This is a genomic window from Paenibacillus provencensis (genome assembly GCF_042678545.1).
In the GTDB taxonomy this organism is placed as follows: domain Bacteria; phylum Bacillota; class Bacilli; order Paenibacillales; family Paenibacillaceae; genus Paenibacillus; species Paenibacillus provencensis.
Genome location: NZ_JBHTKX010000003.1, coordinates 20379 through 40580 on the forward strand (window position 1 = coordinate 20379; position 20202 = coordinate 40580).

Sequence of the window (20202 nt, forward strand, 5' to 3'; positions counted from 1 at the left end):
TTCGCTCCTGGCCCGAACTCTTGAATAGACTATGAATTATGCTATTCATCTATATGGCCGGGCCTCTTGATTACAAGCTTCTCTATATTAGTGAATCTTCTTTTGTAAGTAACGGCAGGACAGAGATGAAGCGGTAGATGTAAAGGAAAAGAGAGATTACATCATACGAGTCCATGGGTTCCTTGAGCGGGGGAGAACCGCTGTCGTGCAATCAGGGCTGCTCCATAGGCTGGCGGCCTGTGTTCTGAACCTGTGACCATATTAAGGTGGGGGAAGATAGTACTTACGCATTCCTCATAGTGTGCTCTATATATAGAGGAATGAAGGAAGATAGAGCCAGTCATAGCGACCATTTCCTGCTGAAGATCAGGGTGAGAACGTAGAAGAGCAATGGTTGTGTCTGCCAGACTTGCGGCCTGAGATCTAAGTATGCTGCATGCAAGCAGATCTCCTTCCTCGGCGGCACGAATGCACAGCTTAGCATAAGAAGCAATGATCTTCTTACTAAAGGGCTGTTGATAGATGAAGGTACGAAGCTCTGTTATCTCGTTTAACCGACAGGCTTCTTGAACGAGGGAAGTCAGTAAGGTAGGTGGGGCGATGTTGTCATAACTTCTCATGATCCCTTGAAGAGTCTGCAGGCCAATCTGATAACCGCTGCCCTCATCCCCAAGGAGATGCCCCCAGCCTCCGGCACGGTGAATGCCTCCCTCTCTTGTAAATCCATACACAATGGAGCCTGTTCCGGCGATCACAAGTACGCCTGTGTGCACCCCAGTTGCTGCCATGAGAGATATTTCTCCCTCTGTACAAACCGCAATAGGAAAGGAGAGGGATCTGCGTTTCAAACATCGTGTAACCTGATTTATGAGCGTGTTCTTCTCTTCATCCGAGTAAAAACCTGACATACCAAGACAAATACCATTACACAATAGAGAGCGTTCGTTAATAAATATGAGTGTGGTTTCAAGTAACCTGTCGAGCTCATTGGCTGCTTCAAGAGGTGGAATTGTATAGGGGTTGGTTGCCCCGCCATAGAATTGAGCGAGAATAGACTCGTCATCAAGCACGGCTATTACTTCTGTTTTGGAACCGCCACCATCCACGCCTATAAAGACATTCAACGCTTCACCCCTTCTCATTTTTTTATTTAGTATAGGTCATAATTTCCAGGATGTAAAATAAAATTTTAAGTATATAAATAATTATTGAAATTATATTTCATACCTCATATAATAATATCAATCCAAACATATTTGGAAGGATAGAGAACTGAATATGTTAGCTTATCTAACCTATATGTACATATTTTGTTGAATGGAGGTGGAGCTGCACACATGAATGGTGGCTTGGTTCGTCTCAAGGAATTCTATGAAACGCTGAATCCTTCGGAACGTAAAATTGCGGCCTACATTCTGCAGCAGCCTGGCGAGATTATCGAGCTCTCCGTTGCCGAGCTGGCAGCAAAAAGTGGTGCAAGTCAGGCAGCGATTATCCGTCTATGCAAAACGATCGGCTTCAAAGGCTATCAGGATCTTAAGATTAAAGTGGCAGGTGACTTGCAGGAGTCGGATGAGCAGGCAGGCTATCAGGAGATCAGACCGAATGACAGTGTATCTGCGATGATTCGAAGCGTATCGAACAACAATATTCAGTCCATCCGAGATACGCTGAAGATTATGGACGAGGCGATGGTTGAGCGAGCCGTTTCTTTAATGGATCAGGCAAGGCGTATCTATTTCTTTGGCGTTGGAGCTTCAAACCTAATAGCGATGGATGCACAACAGAAGTTTTTAAGAATTAACAAGATGAGCTTCTCCTTTGCTGATCCGCATCAGCAGCTGACCTCAGCGGTCACGATGACAGAAGAAGATGTGGCCGTCTGCATTTCCTATTCGGGTGAAACGGAAGAAGTGCTTCGTGTAGCTGAACTGGTCCGGGAGCGGGGGGCAGGAGTGATCAGCATGACCAAATACGGACATTCCAAGCTAAGCAAGCTTGCGACCGTACCTCTATACACATCATCCACAGAGAGTGAAATTCGAAGCGGTGCGATGGGTTCCCGAATGACTCAGCTCAATCTGATTGATATTTTGTATCTCTGTGTAGCCAGCAAGAATTACGAGCAGTCGGTGAAATATCTGGAGGAGAGCAGGCGGGCCCTAAGAAGGTAGTCTAGTCTAATCTACGGTGTTCCTTTAAGTGGAACGAATGAGGGGAGATAGGTGCTAATGCGTAAAACATGGATTATGCTGACCTCTATTCTTATGTTTGCGGCGACTGCCTGCAGCGGGGGAGGAGGCAGCGAACAAAGCGCGGATGCCAAGGATACGGTGACGGTCTGGACGTATCCTGTTCATAACAAGTATGAAGAGGACCTGAAGGAACTCCTCGCCGATTTTAATAAGGAACACCCGAATATCACCGTCAAGACCGAGATGCTCACCTGGGCTGAGGGCCCGAAGAAATTTGATGTCGCCTTGAATGCGGGTAATCCGCCGGATCTGTATTTTCACAGTGTAGATGGAAGCTATGTCGATTCTGGTCTTGCTATTCAGCTGGATGATTATCTGACACCCGAGATCAAGGAGGATTATTACCCGGGAACGCTGGAACTCGGGCAGATTCAAGGAAAACAATACGGGCTTCCGATCTACCAGTACCAATGGGGTTGGGGAGGCAACAAACGTATTTTTGAGGAAGCTGGAGTTGATTGGCAGAAGATTCAGCAGGAGGGCTGGACTTGGGATGAGTTCCTTGAAATTGCGCCAGATCTAATGGGAACTGCTCCTGACGGATCTCCGCAATATGCCTTTGTAACCGAAGGACAGACCATGGAAATTATGGAGCTGCTATCTCGCAACAACAATATGCCGGATGTACTGAATGCGGAAGGGGAGTTCCAGTGGAATGATGATCGGATTCTAGAAACGCTGAAGTTCCTGGAGACCCTTCGCACAGAGGGCTATATGCCAAAAGAAACGGCAGCCATTGCTCCTGCGAAACGTGTAGAAATGTTCTATGCCGAGCAGGCGGCCATTATCTCCAAGGCCATCCCTTATTACGATGTGCTCATCAAGCAGCGGAACGCGGATATTGATGCAGGTACGGTTCAAGGAGCCAAGGTTGAATTCGTATTGCTGCCGGTTCCCCATCATAAGGATGCTCCGCAGAAATCAACAATGGGCGGCGAGGGCTATGTAGCCTTTAGACAGAAGAATGATAAGGGCGAGCAGCATGCCAAGAACACCTTCCTTGTCATGGAAGCACTAAGTGGTGCCAAAGCCGGAAATTCAGCCAATGAGCTCGTGCTGCCGTTTGTTAGAAAATCACAGGCTGAATATTTTGAAGGCAAGGGTCTGGGTACTCCAGAAACGCTGGAGGCAGCCAGCATCATGGCAGAGCATATGGAGCAGCCAGTCGTTCTCTCCCTTGATTCAGCGCTTGCAGCGAAGCAGAAGCAGTTCAAGGAACAGGTGATGAAGCCGAACATTCAGGCACTATTTACAGGCGAGAAGACAGCCGAAGAGATTGCGGCCGAGTTCAAGGCTAAGGGAGAAGAGATGTTCAAGTAAAACCTAGATTAAGAAAAGGGGGGAAGATGTATATGAAAAAACCGCTTGCGCTTATGATCGCTATGATGATGCTCATCGTGACAGCCTGCGGCGGCGCTTCTGACAGTGAAGCGGAGACCGTAGATGCGGATGCCAAAGACACGGTAACCGTGTGGACTTACCCTGTTCATGGCACGTACGAAGATGAGTTAAAGGAACTTATCGCTGATTTTAATCAGGAGCATCCCCATATTACGGTCGAGTACGAAATGCTTACATGGGCAGAGGGTCCTAAGAAATTTGACGTTGCTCTGAATGCGGGCAATCCGCCAGATCTGTATTTTCACAGTGTTGATGGCGCTTATGTGAAGACGGGGCTTGCACTTGAATTGGACTCCTATCTGACCGAGGAGATCAAGAATGACTATGTGCCCGGCACACTAGAGCTTGGGCAAATTCAAGGCAAACAGTATGGCTTGCCGATATATCAATTCCAGTGGGCATGGGGCGGCAATAAGCGCATTCTGGAGGAAGCGGGAATTGACTGGAAGCAGATCCAGCAGGAAGGCTGGACCTGGAGTGAATTCAACGAGGCGGCTGCCAAGCTTACAGGCACGGCTCCTGACGGCACCACGCAATATGCGCTCGTCACAGACGGAACCTCGCTGGATTTTATCGAATTGCTGACCCGCAACAATGGAATGCCGGATGTACTTAACGCCAGTGGCGAATTTCAGTGGAATGACAATCGTATATTAGACACACTTACCTTCATACACAACCTCATTGATCAAGGCTATATGCCAAAAGAAACCGCAGCCATTGCTCCCGCAAAACGGACGGATATGTTCTATGCCGGGCAAGCGGCCATCATCTCCAAAGCACTTCCCTATTATGATGTCATGATTCAAAATCGTAACAAAGATATTGATGCCGGCACCGTCCAAGGCGAAAAAATCGAATTTGTATTGCTTCCCGTACCGCATAATGACGGGGCTGAGCCCAAGTCTACCATGGGCGGTGAAGGTTACGTTGCCTTCAAGCAAAAGAATGACAAGGGCGAGCAGCATGCCAAGAACACGTTCCTTGTGATGGAGGCGCTGAGCGGCGCCAAAGCAGGGAACTCGGCCAACGAGCTCGTACTTCCTTTCGTTCGGCAATCACAAGCCGAATATTTCGAAGGCAAGGGCCTCGGCACACCGGACACCATAGAAGCTGCGAATATCATGGCAGAGCATATCGAGATTCCGGTAACCCTCTCACTCGACATTGACAAATCAGCACAGCAGAAGCAGTTCAAGGAACAAGTCGTGAAGCCTAACATTCAAGCCCTGTTCTCCGGGGAGAAGACACCTGAGCAAATCGCGGAGGACTTCAAGGCAAAGGCAGAGCAAATGCTCAAATAAATAGCGTGATTAGCAGAGGAGGCTGTCCTGAGGACGGAGTCCTTGGGACCCTTTCTGATTAGAAGGAATGCCTATGGATGGATTCAATTTCGATAATAAAAACTCGAGGGGGTGAGGATTGATGCAGACATCACTTGCGCCAAAAAGGACACCTTCCCGGCAAAGCCCAATGCGAGCGATTAAGGAATATGGCTGGGCCTATCTCTTCATATTAGCTCCGGTTCTGCTGTTTCTCGTATTTACGCTTTATCCGGTGGGTCATGCTTTTTTTATGAGCTTCCAGGAGTACGGCATTATGAATTCCACCTGGGTAGGGTTGGATAACTATAGTCGGTTATTCCAGGACGCTACATTCTGGAAGTCGATGCGAAACACCGCTTTTTTCACACTGGGAACAGTGCCTGTCAACATTATTATTACCTTCGTCTTGTCTGTGCTGATCTTTCAAATGAAGAGTAAGTGGCAGACCTTCTTCAAAGCAACGCTATACCTGCCGGCAGTCGCATCTGGCGTTACGATCTCCGTGGTATGGCTGGCTATATTCGATCCGACCGAAGTCGGACTTCTCAACAGGTTCCTTAGCTGGTTTGGGCTTGATCCTGTGATATGGCTGGGACAATCCAGCACAGCGCTCTTCTCGCTCATCCTGATGAGCTGGCTCGGCTCCCATGGCGCGGGGATTATCCTCTACATGGCCGCTCTGGGCGGCATTCCGAAGTCGCTCTATGAGGCCGCGGATATTGATCATGCCAGTGCATGGACCAAGTTTACGAAGATTACTTGGCCCCTGCTTAAACCAACAACGCTCTACCTGCTCGTTACAGGCGTAATCGGGTCGTTCCAGGTATTCATTTCGGTTTATTTGATGACCCAAGGGGGTCCGAACTTCGCGACAACTACGATAGCTTATTTGATCTATCAAACCGCCTTCGTATTCTATGAGTTTGGTTTGGCTTCGGCGCAGTCGTTTGTACTGGCTCTCATCATCGTGGTCATCTCCGTAATCCAGTTTAAATACTTCTCCAGCGATGTTGAATATTAAAGGCGGCTATAGAGGGGGTGTGATGTATGACGATGAAACTACAAAAAAAATCGGTTCTGCTCATTCTGGCAGCCGTTATTATTTTGCTCTGGGCGATTATAACGATCATTCCGCTGTACTGGATGCTGGTCGGCTCTGTTCAGGATACGAAGGTGTCAGCTACTTTCCGGCCGCAGATGATTCCTGAAGTGATCTCGATGTCGCCTTATGAGCGGTTCTTTGGCAAAACGGATGCCTGGCGCTGGTTATGGAATTCGTTTATTATCGCAGCCATTACCACGATTACGAACGTGTTTTTCGCTTCGCTCGCAGGCTATGCCTTCGCCAAGCTCAAATTCCCGGGGGACAAGGCCATCTTTTGGGTGCTGCTCAGCACGATGATGATTCCTGCGCAGGTTACGCTTATTCCCCTCTATATTTTGATGGTGAATGTGTTCAATATCGGGGACACCTACACGGCGATTATCTTGCCGACGGCTGTCAGCGTGGGGAATATATTTCTCATGAAGCAGTATATGTCCTCCCTTCCTACTTCGCTCATTCATGCGGCACGGATTGATGCCTGCAGCGAGTTCGGGATCTTCTGGAAGGTCATTCTGCCGATGGCGAAGCCGGGACTTGCTGTCCTGGCGATCTTCAGCTTCGTTGCCTCATGGAATGAGTTCTTCTGGCCTTTCCTTATTACGAATTCAAGCGATATGCGGACCATTCAGGTTGGGCTTGCTTCCTTCGTGTTCGGCGATGCGTCCGATTTTGCCGCCATGATGGCGGGAGCGACCGTGGGCGCAATGCCCATGATTATCCTGTTCTTCTCCCTGCAGCGCTACTTCCTGCAAGGCATTACTATTGGAGCCGTTAAAGGCTGATACGAGAAAGGAGGAATACCTATGGCACGCGTGGAGTTTCGACAAGTGCGCAAGCAGTTTAGTGATGACAAAAAAGGGACCTTTACCGCGGTAGCGGGCTCCGACTTCGTTATTGAGGATCAAGAATTTGTCGTGTTCGTTGGTCCCTCCGGCTGTGGAAAGACAACATCGCTTCGAATGATTGCAGGACTAGAAAAGCAGACGAGCGGCGATATTCTAATCGGCGAAAGGGTCGTCAACGACCTGCATCCGAAGGACCGGGACATTGCTATGGTGTTTCAGGATTATGCGCTATATCCTCACATGACGATTCGGGAGAACTTGTCCTTTGGTCTTCGCAATCTGAAGAAGGATAAAGAGTATATTAATCAGCAGGTGGAAAATGCGGCCGGTATTTTGGGACTCACGCATATGCTGGAGCGGAAGCCGAAAGAGCTGTCCGGCGGTCAGCGCCAGCGTGTGGCCGTCGGCCGGGCCATCGTCCGGGACCCGCAGGTGTTTCTGTTCGATGAGCCGCTCTCAAACCTTGATGCCAAGCTTCGCATCCAAATGCGGGTAGAGCTGAGCGAGCTTCACAAGCGGCTTGGAGCAACCATTGTTTATGTGACCCATGATCAGGTGGAAGCGATGACCCTTGGAGAACGGATCGTGGTGATGAACAACGGCATTATCCAGCAGATTGATTCCCCGACCGAGCTGTATGCCAATCCGCAGAATATGTTTGTCGCCGGCTTTATCGGTTCGCCTGCGATGAACTTCATTGATGCTGTCGTTGAGGGCAACAGGATTCGTATTGAAGGAGCGGAGCTGACTCTAACAGATGAGGTAGCCGCCGGACTTGCGGGTTATCACGGCAAGAAGGTTGTGCTCGGTATTCGTCCAGAGCATATTTACGGAGAGGACATCGCTCCGAGTCTGAATGAATATCACAAGATCGAAGCGAAGATAGATGTCGTTGAGCATCTCGGATCGGAGAACCTGATCTATTTTCACATCGGGAGCCGGTTGATTACGGCGAAGGTCAATCCCGAAACAACAGCTTATACGGGAATGTCCAAAACCTTCTTGTTTAACTTGCATAAGGCCCATTATTTTGATCCGGAGACAGAACAAAGAATTATTTTAACTTCGTAAAGGGAGGAATGACGATGCGTAAGCTGAGTGAGGTGTTGGTCAAGACTGGAGCGGAGATTTATCGGGAGATCATCCCCGTTGCCCTATACAGTGTACTCAGTTCATTGATTCTGATTCCCACTGTACTGCTGCTGCCCATAACGGCTGCCTTGTTTGTCATTCCTTTCATTTATATGCCGCTGTTCTTTGGTGTACTGAATGTATTCCATCATAAAATGGAGCGTAAGAGCAGAAGGAACGGGCTCAAGGATTTGGCTGCCGGAGTGCGAAAAGGGTATTTTCCCGCGGTTGTCATGGGGCTGTTCATATCGCTGCTCGTGTTCATTCTCTGGTCCACTTGGTGGTATTACGGGGGCCAAGACGGCATGTTCTATACCGTTATTGCTGTTTTTCAGACTTATTTTGTCATCATGGCGTTCATCTCTCAATTCCACACGTTCCAGCTTGTTCTACAGAAGGAGATGGGGATCTTCAAGGCGATGGGAGAAAGTGTCAAGCTGCTCCTGCGGCATCCGGGTTACACCGTCGGCGCCTTCTTCCAGACGGTATGTCTCACTGTGCTGCTCGCTCTGACAGCAGTCGGCTTCCTCGTACTGTTCAACGGGATGATGGGAATTTATATGTACAAGGTGACGGCTAATTTAATTGAAGAAGAGCAGGCCGCTGCCGAGTTGAGTGAACAGGGGATCACGGCCGGCTCTGTTAAATGGATGTAATATTTTACAAAAAACAAATTTCTTTTACAAAATTCTTGTGTTCTGCTTACAGAATGGATTTAGCCTGATAAAGGAAGAAAGAATCTGTTAGTCAGGCTAAATCCATCACAGAATACAGGAGTGAATTTATGGTGTTAAGAAAATGGAAGCGAAGGTTATCAGTATTATGTCTAGGTTCCATGCTAGCAGGACTTTGGGCTCCGGCGGGAATCATACGGGCTGAGGGCGTGGACTTGAATAGAGTCAGGTCAGATTTATTCGTAACAGAGATTCAGCCAAACAATACAGGATCTGATGATTATGAGTTTTTTGAGCTGTATAATGCTTCCGAGTCAGCTATTCAGCTAAGTGATTACCGTCTCATCTACCATTATACGGATAATCCTGAATCGGATAAAACCTTTACACTTCCAGAAGGTGCTGTTGCACAACCTGGACAGGCCGTCGTATTATGGTACAACAAAAGCAGGAAAACATTGGAGGATTTCAATAACAAATTTGGAGTTAATCTCGATGAACATCGGGTTATTGAAATTTCTGGCTTTGACGGGTTTGCCAATGGAGGTAATCGGGGAGTCATTATTCAGGACAATTCAGGTCAGCAACTCGCTACAGCGAATTATTTATCCACGGATGTTAGTGATGGGACGAGTGTGCACTATTATCCTTCAACCATTAATCAAACACAGCCCATATATGAGCGTCAAGGTTTAGCGACACCAGGTGCTGTAGCTCCAGAACAATTGGTACCGCAAGTGGAAACGCAGGGTCCGGCCATTGTACATACACCGGTTACTCTTACTTCGGATGATGAGGATCTTATAATTCAGGCGGAATTTCAAACAGCTATTCCGGAAGAGGATTTAGGGTTTTCACCAGAATTTACCGAAGAGCCGACTGTAACAGAGGATACTTATGAAGCTGATGAAGCGAATGAAGCTGAGCAGCAAAATGAGGATCCAAATCGTACATATGAGGGAGCTGAAACAGAAGCAGAGCAGCAGGCAACGGTTACCGGTTCGGTTTATTATCGAAATATATCCGAGTCGGCATTCCATGTACAAACGATGAGCTCAGCTGATGGGATCAGTTATATGGCATCTATTCCGAATGATTCACTGACAGAGTCGCAGCTTATTTATTATATTGAAGCAGGATCACAAGGGGCTGTATCAAGAACCGAAGAATATACGGTAAATGTTGAACAGACTGACGTAGATTACAATTCGGTTCCTTCATTGCTTGTGACTGAGCTTGTCCCGGATTCAACGAATGTCGGCGGAGCCGATGGATATGAATTTATTGAGGTGTATAACAATACAGCTCAAGATATTAATTTAAAGGACTATAAACTGTACTACCGCTATACGGATTCGGGTCCCTCGGCAGACGTCATATGGCCGACGACTAATGAGGAAATTTTGATTCCTTCTCGGGAAGCATTAGTCTTTTGGGTGATAAATTCAGCGAATGGTGAGCTTACGGCCGAAGATTTTAACGCTAACTATGGCAGCAGTCTTGTAGAGAATGAGAATCTGTACAGGGTATACTCAGGTGGTATGGCTAACGGAGGCAAACGGGCCGCTGTGATTGGTACCAACACTCATGTTGATATTTCCTCTGCAGCTTATGCTAACGATGAGGAGACCAAGGCAGATAAAGGCATTTTCTATCGTTATCCAACTGGTGGCAGCACAGAAATGGTGAGATACAGTGCTGGTGTGCTGGATGCAACCCCGGGTACTGTAGAATCTATTCAGATTCCTTCAGTGCCGGTACATACGGAGACGGATGACGAAGAACCTGTACTGAGTTCTGCCGAAGTACCTGATGAGGCGAATCAGCTAAGTAATATGGATATGACATTTGGCATCACTGATAATTCTTTAGTGAAATCAGTTGCTTTATTTTATAAGACAGACAAAAATTCCGAATTTACAAAAAGATATCTGTACTTATCCTATGACGACTCGAAATACCATTATACCGTCTATTCACCAGAACTTATTGGCAGCAGCCAGCTGGAGTACTATTTGGAACTGTCCGATGGAACGAATGTGATTGAGACGGATCCCGAAGTTGTCATGATTGTTGGAAACACAATTTCAGATGAACTTCGCTTGAATGTACAAGACGAGCAGGTCGTTAGGGGTAAAACGGTCATTAAAGGAACAAATGGTATAGATAGTAAGCAGGATATTTCACTGTTCATCGATGATGCGGCAATTCCTGCTACGGAAACATTCAATGCTCTTGAGCATGATGCTTACTTTGCATTTGAAGTGACGGGTGTCAATTACTACTTCAAGAATGGAGTTACTAGTGGAGAGGAAATCCTTCATACCTTTCAGGATCCAATCAATCAGTATGAGACCCTGACAGTGCCGATTGACGCTGGGCGGTTCAATGAAGGAGACAATGTACTGTCCATTCGGGCAGGGTCCAAATCTTCTCCATTTGATGATCGTAAGGAAGAGAATAAGGATGATTTTGTTATCCGAAACGTCCGGTTAGTTCTTGCTGATGGGACAACACTATATGACTCGAACTACAATGACCCTCAAGAAGAGATTAATATGGGTGACAGCTCTGGGCGTCATGAATATGTAGATTTTACATTTAATATTACAACGGATGAGCTTAAGTCGAAGGCGTACTCATGGGATACAACCGTGGTAAAAGACGGGGAGCACAATGTCACAGCTGAGGCTGGGGAAGAAGCAGTTAGTGCCGACATTATTGTTGATAATACACCACCAAGCATCATCCCTACTGTGGAGGATGGTAAAGAATACCGCGGAGAATTGACGATCGATGCAGTCATTGCGGATGAGCTTGCAGGAGTAAAGGAAACTCATGCGGAGCTTGACGGCGAAGACATTACGCTGCCATATGAGACATCATCATCCAAGCTGCCTGCTGGAGAGCACACACTAAAGATTCAGGCAGAGGATCAAGCAGGTAATGTAAGTGAGAAGGAAATTAACTTCACCGTTCCAGATGAAAACCCGCTGATGCCGGAGCTTGTATCTCCTGAGGATGGTGCAGAACATGTACCGCAGAACACAAAACTGACAGTAAAGGTAACGGATCCTTCATCTGATACGATGGATGTGTCTTTCTACGAAGGTTATCTGCATGATGCTAAGCAATTGGAATCCTTCAAAGGATACCGTAATGCAGCAGACGTTGAGCCACCTAAAGAAGAAGTGCCTGCTGGAGAAGCAGCGATGACCGAGGACGACTATGCCCAGATCGCAAGCGTTGACGGACAATATTTGACGGATGACTCCGTGGAGCAATTTCCATATCATCGATTTGAGGCTGCATTGGACTCTTCTGTCAAAGATACAGATCTGGTTCAGCTGGAATGGGCCGGTAAATCGATAGAAGGACGTAAAGTTAGTCTGTATGCATACCACTCTGCTAAGAGAGAATGGAAGCTGCTGGATCAGCAGATTGCAGGAAATGAGGACTTTAAGCTTGAGGCCATAGTAACAGCTGGTGAGTATCGCAGTAATGGCAAAATTCAGATGATGATCCAGGACGAGCTACCTGTAAACGAGGATCCATATGATTTTTCATTTGTATGGATGTCGGATACACAGTATTACTCAGAGAGTTACCCAAAGACCTATCAAAGCATTGTAAATTGGATTGCTGATCAGAAGGAAGAGCAAAAGATAAAATACGTTATTCATACCGGTGACATTGTTGATGAGTCTGACAAGGAATATCAATGGATTGAAGCGGATAAGAACATGAAGATGCTCGAGGAAGCAGCTGTTCCTTATGGAGTGCTGGCGGGAAATCATGATGTATCTAATCAGTTCGGTACCTATGATGAATACTGGAAATACTTCGGAGCCTGGCGGTTTGAGGATAAGCCGCATTATGGAGAGTCTTATAAGAATAACATGGGGCATTATGATTTAATCTCTTCAAACGGCAATGATTTTATTGTTGTATACATGGGCTGGGGCTTCGGTCAGCCGGAGATTGATTGGATGAATGAGGTGCTCGCCAAATATCCTGAGCGGAAGGCAATTCTGGCATTCCATGAATACCTACTCGTATCCGGTAACCGTGCACCAATTGCTGACAAAGTCTACGAAGAAGTCATCCTTCCGAATGAGAATGTAATTGCCGCCTTGTCGGGACATTATCATGATGCGGAGCTGAAGGTAGATGAGATCGATGATGACGGTGATGGTACACCCGATCGTAGTGTTTATCAGATGCTTGCAGATTACCAAGGTGCAGAAGCGGGCGGGCTTGGCTATATCCGACTCATGCAATTTGATATGCAGAACAACAAGCTGCACATCAAGACATACTCGCCTCTCTTGAATGATTACAACTATTATGATCCAACCGAATATCCTGCAAAAGATGAGTTTTCACTTGATCTGGACTTGCAAGGCAAGCTGAAGAGAGTATCTACAGACTATGCAGGTATTAAGGTGTATACGAATGAGCTGATTGGCAAGGTAGAAGGTATTGAGAGTGGAAGTGAGGCCAGTGTGAATTGGTCAGGGATTGCGGACAATTCGTTGTATCAATGGTATGCCGTTGCCGAAGATAACCACAGTGGATCTACCAAGTCGAATATCTGGCATTTCTCAACAGGTGAGTTCGGCGAAAATCCAGAAACGGATAATCCGGGTACAGGAAACACGGGTAACCATGCTGGCGGCGGAAGTTCCGAAGAGCTGAGGCGTGATCCGGTCATTAGTAACGGAATAATTTCGGTTCGAGTTACAGCGGATGGAAAAGCCGTGATAGCTCAGGAGGATATCTCTGAAGCTATTACTCAGACGGGAGAATATATTACGATTCGACAGGAAGGAAATCAAGGAGAGTCTGAACAACTGCAGTTACAAATGGAGACTGAAGGCCTGCGGCTGTTGCATGAAGAGCAGAAAAATCTGCGTATAGACACAGGCTCCCTATCTATTGTAGTTCCATATGCAGCGATGCAAGGTGAGGCAATGGAAGGGGAATGGCTCACTTGGAACGTCCAGTTTGTACTTGATGACGAGAGACGTGGGTGGATAGAAGCAGCAAAAACAACACCTGCTCTGCTGCCTTCGAATCTTGTTGCAGATATCAGTTGGTATTCAGGTGACCGCAGACTTACTGCTCTTGCCGCTCCAGTTCAAGTCAATTGGCAGATCGGCACCTCGGATATTGACACTGAATATGCAGGGGTATATAAGGTTCATGCCTCCGGAGCTGAATATATCTATGGTAAGTGGAAGGATGGAATGGTTTCTTTCGAGACGGATGAAACAGGTCTGATTGTAGTGATGGAGTATCACTCCATGTTTCATGATATGCAGAACCATTGGGCTAAGGAAATAACGGAAAAAATGGCAGCCAAGCATATCGTGAAAGGGACTTCAGAGAGTAATTTCACACCAAACGCATCTGTAAGCAGAGCGGATTTTGCCGTAATGGCCATGCGCAGTTTGGGGATTGAGCAATCAGAAGATGGAGCATCATTTGAGGATGTGGCAGATCAAGCCTACTATGCAGATGCAGTTGCTGCAGCTGAGCAGTTAGGCATTATGCAGGGCAGTGGGGGGCTGTTCCGTCCTGAGGACCAGATGACGAGGGAAGAAGCGGTAGTCGTGCTGATGAGACTGTTCGAGCATATGGAAATAATTGAAGATACGCCGAACAACTCTCATTTGTTCACCGATTTGAGCACAGCAAGCAGTTGGGCGCAGGAAGCAATTCAAGCTGCCATGCGTGAAGGGCTTATCAGCGGAAGAACAGATGGAACCTTCGATCCGCATGACACATTGACTAGAGCGGAAACTGCACAAATTATATACAATTTGCTGCAAAGGTAATAAAAAGGCGCAGGTAGTGATATCCTGCGCCTTCTGTATAGCCAAGGGAGGGTATGACATGAAGATAAACGTGCTTACCGGAGCTGACCGATTATCCAAAGTATCACATCCATTTCTTGAAGGCAAAAGAATAGGACTGGTTACGAACCCTACAGGCATGACCGCTGATTTCAGAACGACGGTTGAGGTGTGTGCACAGCTTGAGAACAGCCGGCTGACCGCCTTATTTGCCGGAGAACACGGGCTGTACGGTGAGCGTCAGGCAGGGGTTCTGTTCGAGGATGAGATTCATCCGGTACTCGGAATTCCGGTGTTCAGCCTGTACGGCAAGCATAAGAAACCAACGCCGGAAATGCTGGCACAGGTGGATACGGTTATTTTTGATATGCAGGATGCAGGGGCGCGCTTCTATACGTATTTGTCCACCCTCTTCTATATAATGGACGCTTGTGCTGCCAGTGGGAAATCGCTGCTTATTCTTGATCGAATCAACCCGATTGGGGGAATGAAGGTCGAAGGGGGTATATTGCAGCAAGGATATGAATCCTTTGTGGGTGCCTGGCATACACCAATACGCTATGGGATGACCATTGGAGAGATCGCCTTGATGCGGAACAAGGAAGAGGGTATCGGATGCGAGCTAGATGTCGTCAAGCTTGAAGGCTGGAGGCGAGCGATGACCTATGCCGAAACGGGACAGCCTTGGATGATGCCGTCACCTAATCTCCCCTCGCCAGAAACGGCTGAGATATATGCAGGGACTTGTTTCTTTGAAGGCACGAATGTGTCTGAAGGCCGGGGCACGACCAGACCATTTGAGTGGATAGGAGCACCCTGGATGGACGGCGAGCGGATTGCACGGCGGATGGAAGCTCATCAGCTTCCCGGTGTCCATATTCATCCTGTATATGCTTCACCGGTGTATTCCAAGCATCAGGGACTGCTGTGCGGTGGTGTTCGGCTGTTCATTACGAATAGAGATCAATTTAAAGCAGTAGAGACAGGACTGATGCTGTTGCACGAAATTGCATGCTCGTATCCTCAGCACTTTGAATGGACCCCGCCTCCTTCAGGCGGCAGTCGTTATTTTATTGATCTGCTCACGGGAGGAAGGGAAATTAGAGAGTGGATTCAAGACGAAGAAGGACTTCGGAGGATCCTGGCGAATTGGCATCAGGACGAAGAGAAATGGCATGAGAGAAGAGCATCTTATCTGATCTATGGGAGCTGAGAACATGAATTCAAATTCTAATGTAGAAGCACTGCTTGCTCGTTTAAGTCTGCGTGAAAAAATCGGTCAATTGCTGCTGTGCGGACTTCCGGGTCCTGAATTGACAGAGCCGCTCGCAGAATTTATCAAGGCGAATCCTGTCGGGGGGATTATTTATTTTGCCCGGAACGTAGAGAACCCAGGACAGATGGCGCAGCTTACACATCAGCTGCAAACCACTGCGAGTGAAGCGGGACAGCTGCCGCTGCTGATATCCATTGATCAGGAAGGCGGTATGGTTGCACGTATAGCGGATGGAATTACCTTATTCCCTGGCAATATGGCGATTGCTGCTGCAGGCTCCAGCGAGGATGCTTATGAAGCGGCACTGGCCAGCGGCAAGGAATTAAGTGCACTCGGTATTAATTTGAATTTTGCACCCGTACTGGATGTGAACAACAATCCGCTTAATCCGGTGATTGGAGTCCGTTCCTTTGGAGAGTCGGCACAAATGGTAGCCGAGTATGGTGCCCAGGCGGTTCGGGGATATCAGGATGCAGGTGTATCTGCGTGTGCGAAGCATTTCCCTGGACATGGCGATACAGCGGCTGACTCGCATCTGGATTTGCCGATTGTTCCCCATGATTTGGAGCGAATGAAGCAACTGGAGCTGACACCTTTTGTGAAGGCGATTGAAGAGGGTGTGGACTTTATAATGTCCGCTCACATCTACTTTCCGGCACTTGAAGCTGAGAAGAAACCGGCAACCTTATCTTCATCTGTACTGACAGGACTGCTGAGAGAACAGCTTGGCTATGAGGGAGTAATCATGACCGACTGCATGGAGATGCATGCCATCGTCGATACATATGGCACCGTGGAGGCTTCTGTAATGGCACTTGAAGCAGGAGCCGATCTGGTGCTGATCAGTCATACCCATGAGCTGCTTGCCGGGGCATATCAAGCTATTGAGCAGGCAGTGGCTGCAGGCCGTCTCAGTGAAGAGCGAATTAACGAGTCAGTCCGCCGTTTGCTGTCGCTGAAGATCCGGCGCGGCATCATGATGGAGGATGGCAGCTTCCCGGAAGAGGTGCTGGCTGCACCTGTGAGTGACGCGAGCGGCTTGCCAGCGGGTGTCGGACTTGCAGAGCATGGAGACATCGCTCGCCGCATTAGTGAACACAGCATGACACTCGTTCGTGATGAAGCAGGCATGCTCCCGCTGTCCGGGAGGAAGGTGCTCGCTGTGACCGTGGCTTCCTCTGCGATGACCATTGCGGATGAGAAAATCAAGGATCAGCTTAGTCTTGGCGCTGCGCTGGTGGAGCAGGGGCTTCAGGTGGAAGATCTGAGTATAGCGGCAGCAGAGGTCGCGGAGCAGAGTGAATCTGTTATCACTGCAGCAAGCAGCCCGGACATTGAGCAAATTGTGATCGCTACTTATAACGCTCATTTCTATGCCGAGCAGGCACAGCTGGTGAAACAGCTGCAGGCTACGGGCAAGCCGCTCGCGGTGGTCGCTACGCGCAATCCTTATGATCTTAAGGCGTTTCCGGATATTAAGGTATATATCGCGGCTTATGAGAGCAGGCCTATCGCCATGAGGAGCGCTGCAAGAGCCTTGCTTGGCTCGATTCCATTCAAGGGCAAGCTGCCTGTAACCCTTGGTGATGAGATGACAGCAGGCACCTCCTCGCGATGATCAGCATAACAGGCTTCAAAACAGAGAGTCTAGCCATCGGGCTTATGTCAGGTACGTCGCTCGATGGTGTGGATGCAGCACTGGTTCGAATAAAAGGGAGTGGGCTGACTACGACGTCCAGACTGATTGCCTATGTACAGCTTCCATATGAGGAGGGTTTCAGAGAGCAGATCAAAGCACTGTGTAATATCGAACAGTCTAGTGTAGCGGATGTTTGCTCCATGAATTTTCTGCTTGCAGACCGATTTGCCGCTGCCGCAGAAGCCGTATGCCAACAAGCGGGCATCGCTATGGATGAAGTGGACTTTATCAGCTCGCACGGACAGACGGTGTGGCATATTCCGAAGTCAGACGCAGCACAGTCACTTGCCCGCTCGACCTTACAGCTTGGGGATTTGTCGGTCATCGCAACTCGGACCGGAAGACCGGTCGTGGGTGATTTCAGACCAGCAGATATGGCGGCAGGAGGGCAGGGCGCTCCACTTGTTCCTTATGGCGATCTGATATTGTTCGGTGATGCACTGCAGGGGAGAGTATTGCAAAATATTGGGGGAATCGGGAATTGCACGGTTCTCCCTGCTGCCTGCACGGCTGATCAGGTAACGGCTTATGATACGGGACCGGGTAACATGATTATCGATCAAGTGGTGCTCGAATTGTCTGGAGGAAAGCTTGCCTATGATGAGAACGGGAAGTGGGCAGCTGAGGGAACGCCGGATAAAGGCTTGGTGGCTAAAATGATGCAACACCCCTATTTCTCACAGATGCCCCCTAAATCCACCGGCCGTGAACTATTTGGAGCGGCATATGCAGCGGCTGTTCTAGCCGGTGCAAGGGAGCGTGGATTGTCCTCAGCGGATATTGTAGCTACCGCTACTTGGTTCACGGCGAAGTCGATTGCGGACAGTTATGAACGCTGGGTTTTTCCTAAAAACAAGATTGATCAAATCATTGTATCTGGCGGGGGTGCGCATAACGAGGTGCTCCTAGCTATGCTGAGTGAGCTGCTTCCGGGCCGGACAGTTGCCAAAGCAAGCTCGTTTGGGATTGATGATGATGCCAAAGAAGCGCTGATCTTTGCACTGCTCGGTAACGAATGTATCCACGGCATACCAAACAACATCCCCTCTGCTACTGGCGCCGGTCGCCGGGTTGTGATGGGCAAACTGGCGCTCGGCTGAACCGGAATGATGCGAAAGATCGCCCTGTGGAATCGGATCATCAAATGAATCGTTCAGATTGCCTTGTTGAATGTGTGATAAGCAGGATTGTGATGGGAGTTTACCCTCATTGTCCTGCTTTTTTTGATGTTCGCATCATTCTGAGAGCTGAAGATCGAATCTGACATACATAAAATTGAAAATTTATAGATAAAAATTATATATGTTTGACAATAAACAAACATAATAATATTATGTCTATATAAAATATAATGGAGAGTGCGAATAATATGGATGTGAATAAAGCCTATATGTATGATGCAGGGCTGGAGGAGATTAAGCGTGGATATATGGAGCGCGATCTCGAGTTCGTCTGTGTTTGCTGCGGCGAACGGATTGAGAAGGGAGTTATCTATCCGGTTGATGGCATTCTCTATGAAGCATTCAGGTATATTCAGATCCATATCGAGCAGGAGCATGGGTCTGTGTTTGAATATTTGATTTCACTGGATAAGAGTGTGAGCGGACTCTCGGATATACAGCGCAAGGTGTTAGCGAAATTCTATGAAGGCAAGAAGGATGCCGATATTCAGAAGGAGCTTGGTGTAGGATCAACATCGACCATACGCAATCATCGTTTTGTATTGAAGGAGAAGGAGCGCCAGGCCAAGGTGCTGCTTGCGGTGATGGAGCTGCTGAGTGAGATTGATACGAATCGCCCTGCCGAGCTGGAGGCTCCGATCAGCAAACGTGCAGGTAACAATGATGACAGGTACAGCATTAGCTCCTCTGAACAAGACAGGGTGCTTAAGAAATACTTCCCCCATGGCGTGGAGGGGCCGCTTAAGACCTTTTCCATGCAGGAGAAGCATCGCATCATTGTGATGAACGAGCTTGCTAAGCGCTTTATACCCGGCGTCGAGTACACGGAGCCTGAGGTGAACCGGATGCTGGAACAAGTGTATGAGGACTATGTGACGGTGCGCAGATATATGGTGGATTACGGAATACTGAGCAGGGAAGAAGACGGAAGCCGGTATGTGTTGACCAATTCTATAGGAATGGAGGATAAGAAGATGAACCGGAGAGAGGAATTACAGCTGCAGGCGAAAGAAATGAAGACCGAGGCAGGGGTTTACCAAATTCGCAATAAGGAGAACGGCAGGCTCTACGTTGCCAGCACACCGAATTTGAAATCTATAAACGGACAGCAATTTATGCTGAACATGGGAAGTCATCGAAATAACGGGCTGCAACAGGAGTGGGCAGAGCTTGGTGAGAGTGCATTCGAAATTGAAGTGCGGGAGAAGCTGAAGGTGCCGGAGGGCAATCCCTTCTTTGATGCAAAGGATGCGCTGAAGAAGCTGGAGGCGAGCTGGCTTGAGAAGCTCAAGCCTTATGCACCGAACGGCTACAACACTTTATAATGAGGAATTTGCATAAATATCAAAAAGAACACATGTACAATCGAGATTATTGTGCATGTGTTTTTTGTTTTTTTGGTTAATACTGGGGTATAGTGGAACTCATCTTTATATCCCGGGAAATAATCTT

General features: G+C 48.0%; 13 protein-coding genes. 12 read left to right on the top strand and 1 reads right to left on the bottom strand.

What is annotated here, in order from left to right:
- Positions 1-161 precede the first annotated feature (161 nt).
- Positions 162-1124 (bottom strand): BadF/BadG/BcrA/BcrD ATPase family protein, encoded by a 963-nt coding sequence (locus tag ACFQ3J_RS18855; RefSeq protein ID WP_251583682.1) that lies wholly within the window; start codon positions 1122-1124, stop codon positions 162-164.
- A 213-nt stretch (positions 1125-1337) separates the two neighbouring features.
- Between ACFQ3J_RS18855 and ACFQ3J_RS18860 the strand changes: the two genes are divergently transcribed.
- From ACFQ3J_RS18860 to ACFQ3J_RS18915, 12 genes are all read left to right on the top strand, one after another.
- Entirely contained in the window at positions 1338-2174 is an 837-nt protein-coding gene (locus ACFQ3J_RS18860) for a MurR/RpiR family transcriptional regulator (protein ID WP_091159304.1), read from the top strand.
- 57 nt (positions 2175-2231) lie between these two features.
- Positions 2232-3575: an ABC transporter substrate-binding protein gene (locus ACFQ3J_RS18865; protein WP_251583683.1), complete on the top strand. Its 1344-nt coding sequence runs from the start codon at positions 2232-2234 to the stop codon at positions 3573-3575.
- A gap of 32 nt (positions 3576-3607) precedes the next feature.
- Positions 3608-4960: an ABC transporter substrate-binding protein gene (locus ACFQ3J_RS18870; RefSeq protein ID WP_251583684.1), complete on the top strand. Its 1353-nt coding sequence runs from the start codon at positions 3608-3610 to the stop codon at positions 4958-4960.
- 121 nt (positions 4961-5081) lie between these two features.
- A complete protein-coding gene (locus ACFQ3J_RS18875) occupies positions 5082-6002 on the top strand; it encodes a carbohydrate ABC transporter permease (RefSeq protein WP_091159309.1) in 921 nt (306 codons plus the stop codon).
- Between the two features lie 32 nt (positions 6003-6034).
- Entirely contained in the window at positions 6035-6868 is an 834-nt protein-coding gene (locus ACFQ3J_RS18880) for a carbohydrate ABC transporter permease (protein WP_091159766.1), read from the top strand.
- Positions 6869-6889: 21 nt separating this feature from the next.
- Positions 6890-8002, top strand: a complete 1113-nt coding sequence (locus tag ACFQ3J_RS18885) for an ABC transporter ATP-binding protein (protein WP_091159311.1) — start codon at positions 6890-6892, stop codon at positions 8000-8002.
- A 14-nt stretch (positions 8003-8016) separates the two neighbouring features.
- A complete protein-coding gene (locus tag ACFQ3J_RS18890) occupies positions 8017-8718 on the top strand; it encodes a hypothetical protein (protein WP_251583685.1) in 702 nt (233 codons plus the stop codon).
- A 128-nt stretch (positions 8719-8846) separates the two neighbouring features.
- Entirely contained in the window at positions 8847-14576 is a 5730-nt protein-coding gene (locus tag ACFQ3J_RS18895) for an S-layer homology domain-containing protein (protein WP_251583686.1), read from the top strand.
- Positions 14577-14634: 58 nt separating this feature from the next.
- Positions 14635-15807 (top strand): exo-beta-N-acetylmuramidase NamZ family protein, encoded by a 1173-nt coding sequence (locus ACFQ3J_RS18900; protein ID WP_251583687.1) that lies wholly within the window; start codon positions 14635-14637, stop codon positions 15805-15807.
- Positions 15808-15811: 4 nt separating this feature from the next.
- Entirely contained in the window at positions 15812-17488 is a 1677-nt protein-coding gene (gene nagZ / locus ACFQ3J_RS18905) for a beta-N-acetylhexosaminidase (protein ID WP_251583688.1), read from the top strand.
- Positions 17485-18669, top strand: a complete 1185-nt coding sequence (locus ACFQ3J_RS18910; RefSeq protein WP_251583689.1) for an anhydro-N-acetylmuramic acid kinase — start codon at positions 17485-17487, stop codon at positions 18667-18669. The genes nagZ and ACFQ3J_RS18910 overlap by 4 nt, the downstream gene beginning before the upstream one ends.
- A gap of 269 nt (positions 18670-18938) precedes the next feature.
- A complete protein-coding gene (locus ACFQ3J_RS18915; RefSeq protein WP_251583690.1) occupies positions 18939-20075 on the top strand; it encodes a DUF2087 domain-containing protein in 1137 nt (378 codons plus the stop codon).
- Positions 20076-20202 lie beyond the last annotated feature (127 nt).

What these genes read in the sequence shown, in the direction of transcription:
- ACFQ3J_RS18860 (WP_091159304.1), top strand. Translation starts at nt 1,338, where the DNA reads ATGAATGGTGGCTTGGTTCGTCTCAAGGAATTCTATGAAACGCTGAAT.
- ACFQ3J_RS18865 (WP_251583683.1), top strand. Translation starts at nt 2,232, where the DNA reads ATGCGTAAAACATGGATTATGCTGACCTCTATTCTTATGTTTGCGGCG.
- ACFQ3J_RS18870 (WP_251583684.1), top strand. Translation starts at nt 3,608, where the DNA reads ATGAAAAAACCGCTTGCGCTTATGATCGCTATGATGATGCTCATCGTG.
- ACFQ3J_RS18875 (WP_091159309.1), top strand. Translation starts at nt 5,082, where the DNA reads ATGCAGACATCACTTGCGCCAAAAAGGACACCTTCCCGGCAAAGCCCA.
- ACFQ3J_RS18880 (WP_091159766.1), top strand. Translation starts at nt 6,035, where the DNA reads ATGAAACTACAAAAAAAATCGGTTCTGCTCATTCTGGCAGCCGTTATT.
- ACFQ3J_RS18885 (WP_091159311.1), top strand. Translation starts at nt 6,890, where the DNA reads ATGGCACGCGTGGAGTTTCGACAAGTGCGCAAGCAGTTTAGTGATGAC.
- ACFQ3J_RS18890 (WP_251583685.1), top strand. Translation starts at nt 8,017, where the DNA reads ATGCGTAAGCTGAGTGAGGTGTTGGTCAAGACTGGAGCGGAGATTTAT.
- ACFQ3J_RS18895 (WP_251583686.1), top strand. Translation starts at nt 8,847, where the DNA reads ATGGTGTTAAGAAAATGGAAGCGAAGGTTATCAGTATTATGTCTAGGT.
- ACFQ3J_RS18900 (WP_251583687.1), top strand. Translation starts at nt 14,635, where the DNA reads ATGAAGATAAACGTGCTTACCGGAGCTGACCGATTATCCAAAGTATCA.
- nagZ (WP_251583688.1), top strand. Translation starts at nt 15,812, where the DNA reads ATGAATTCAAATTCTAATGTAGAAGCACTGCTTGCTCGTTTAAGTCTG.
- ACFQ3J_RS18910 (WP_251583689.1), top strand. Translation starts at nt 17,485, where the DNA reads ATGATCAGCATAACAGGCTTCAAAACAGAGAGTCTAGCCATCGGGCTT.
- ACFQ3J_RS18915 (WP_251583690.1), top strand. Translation starts at nt 18,939, where the DNA reads ATGGATGTGAATAAAGCCTATATGTATGATGCAGGGCTGGAGGAGATT.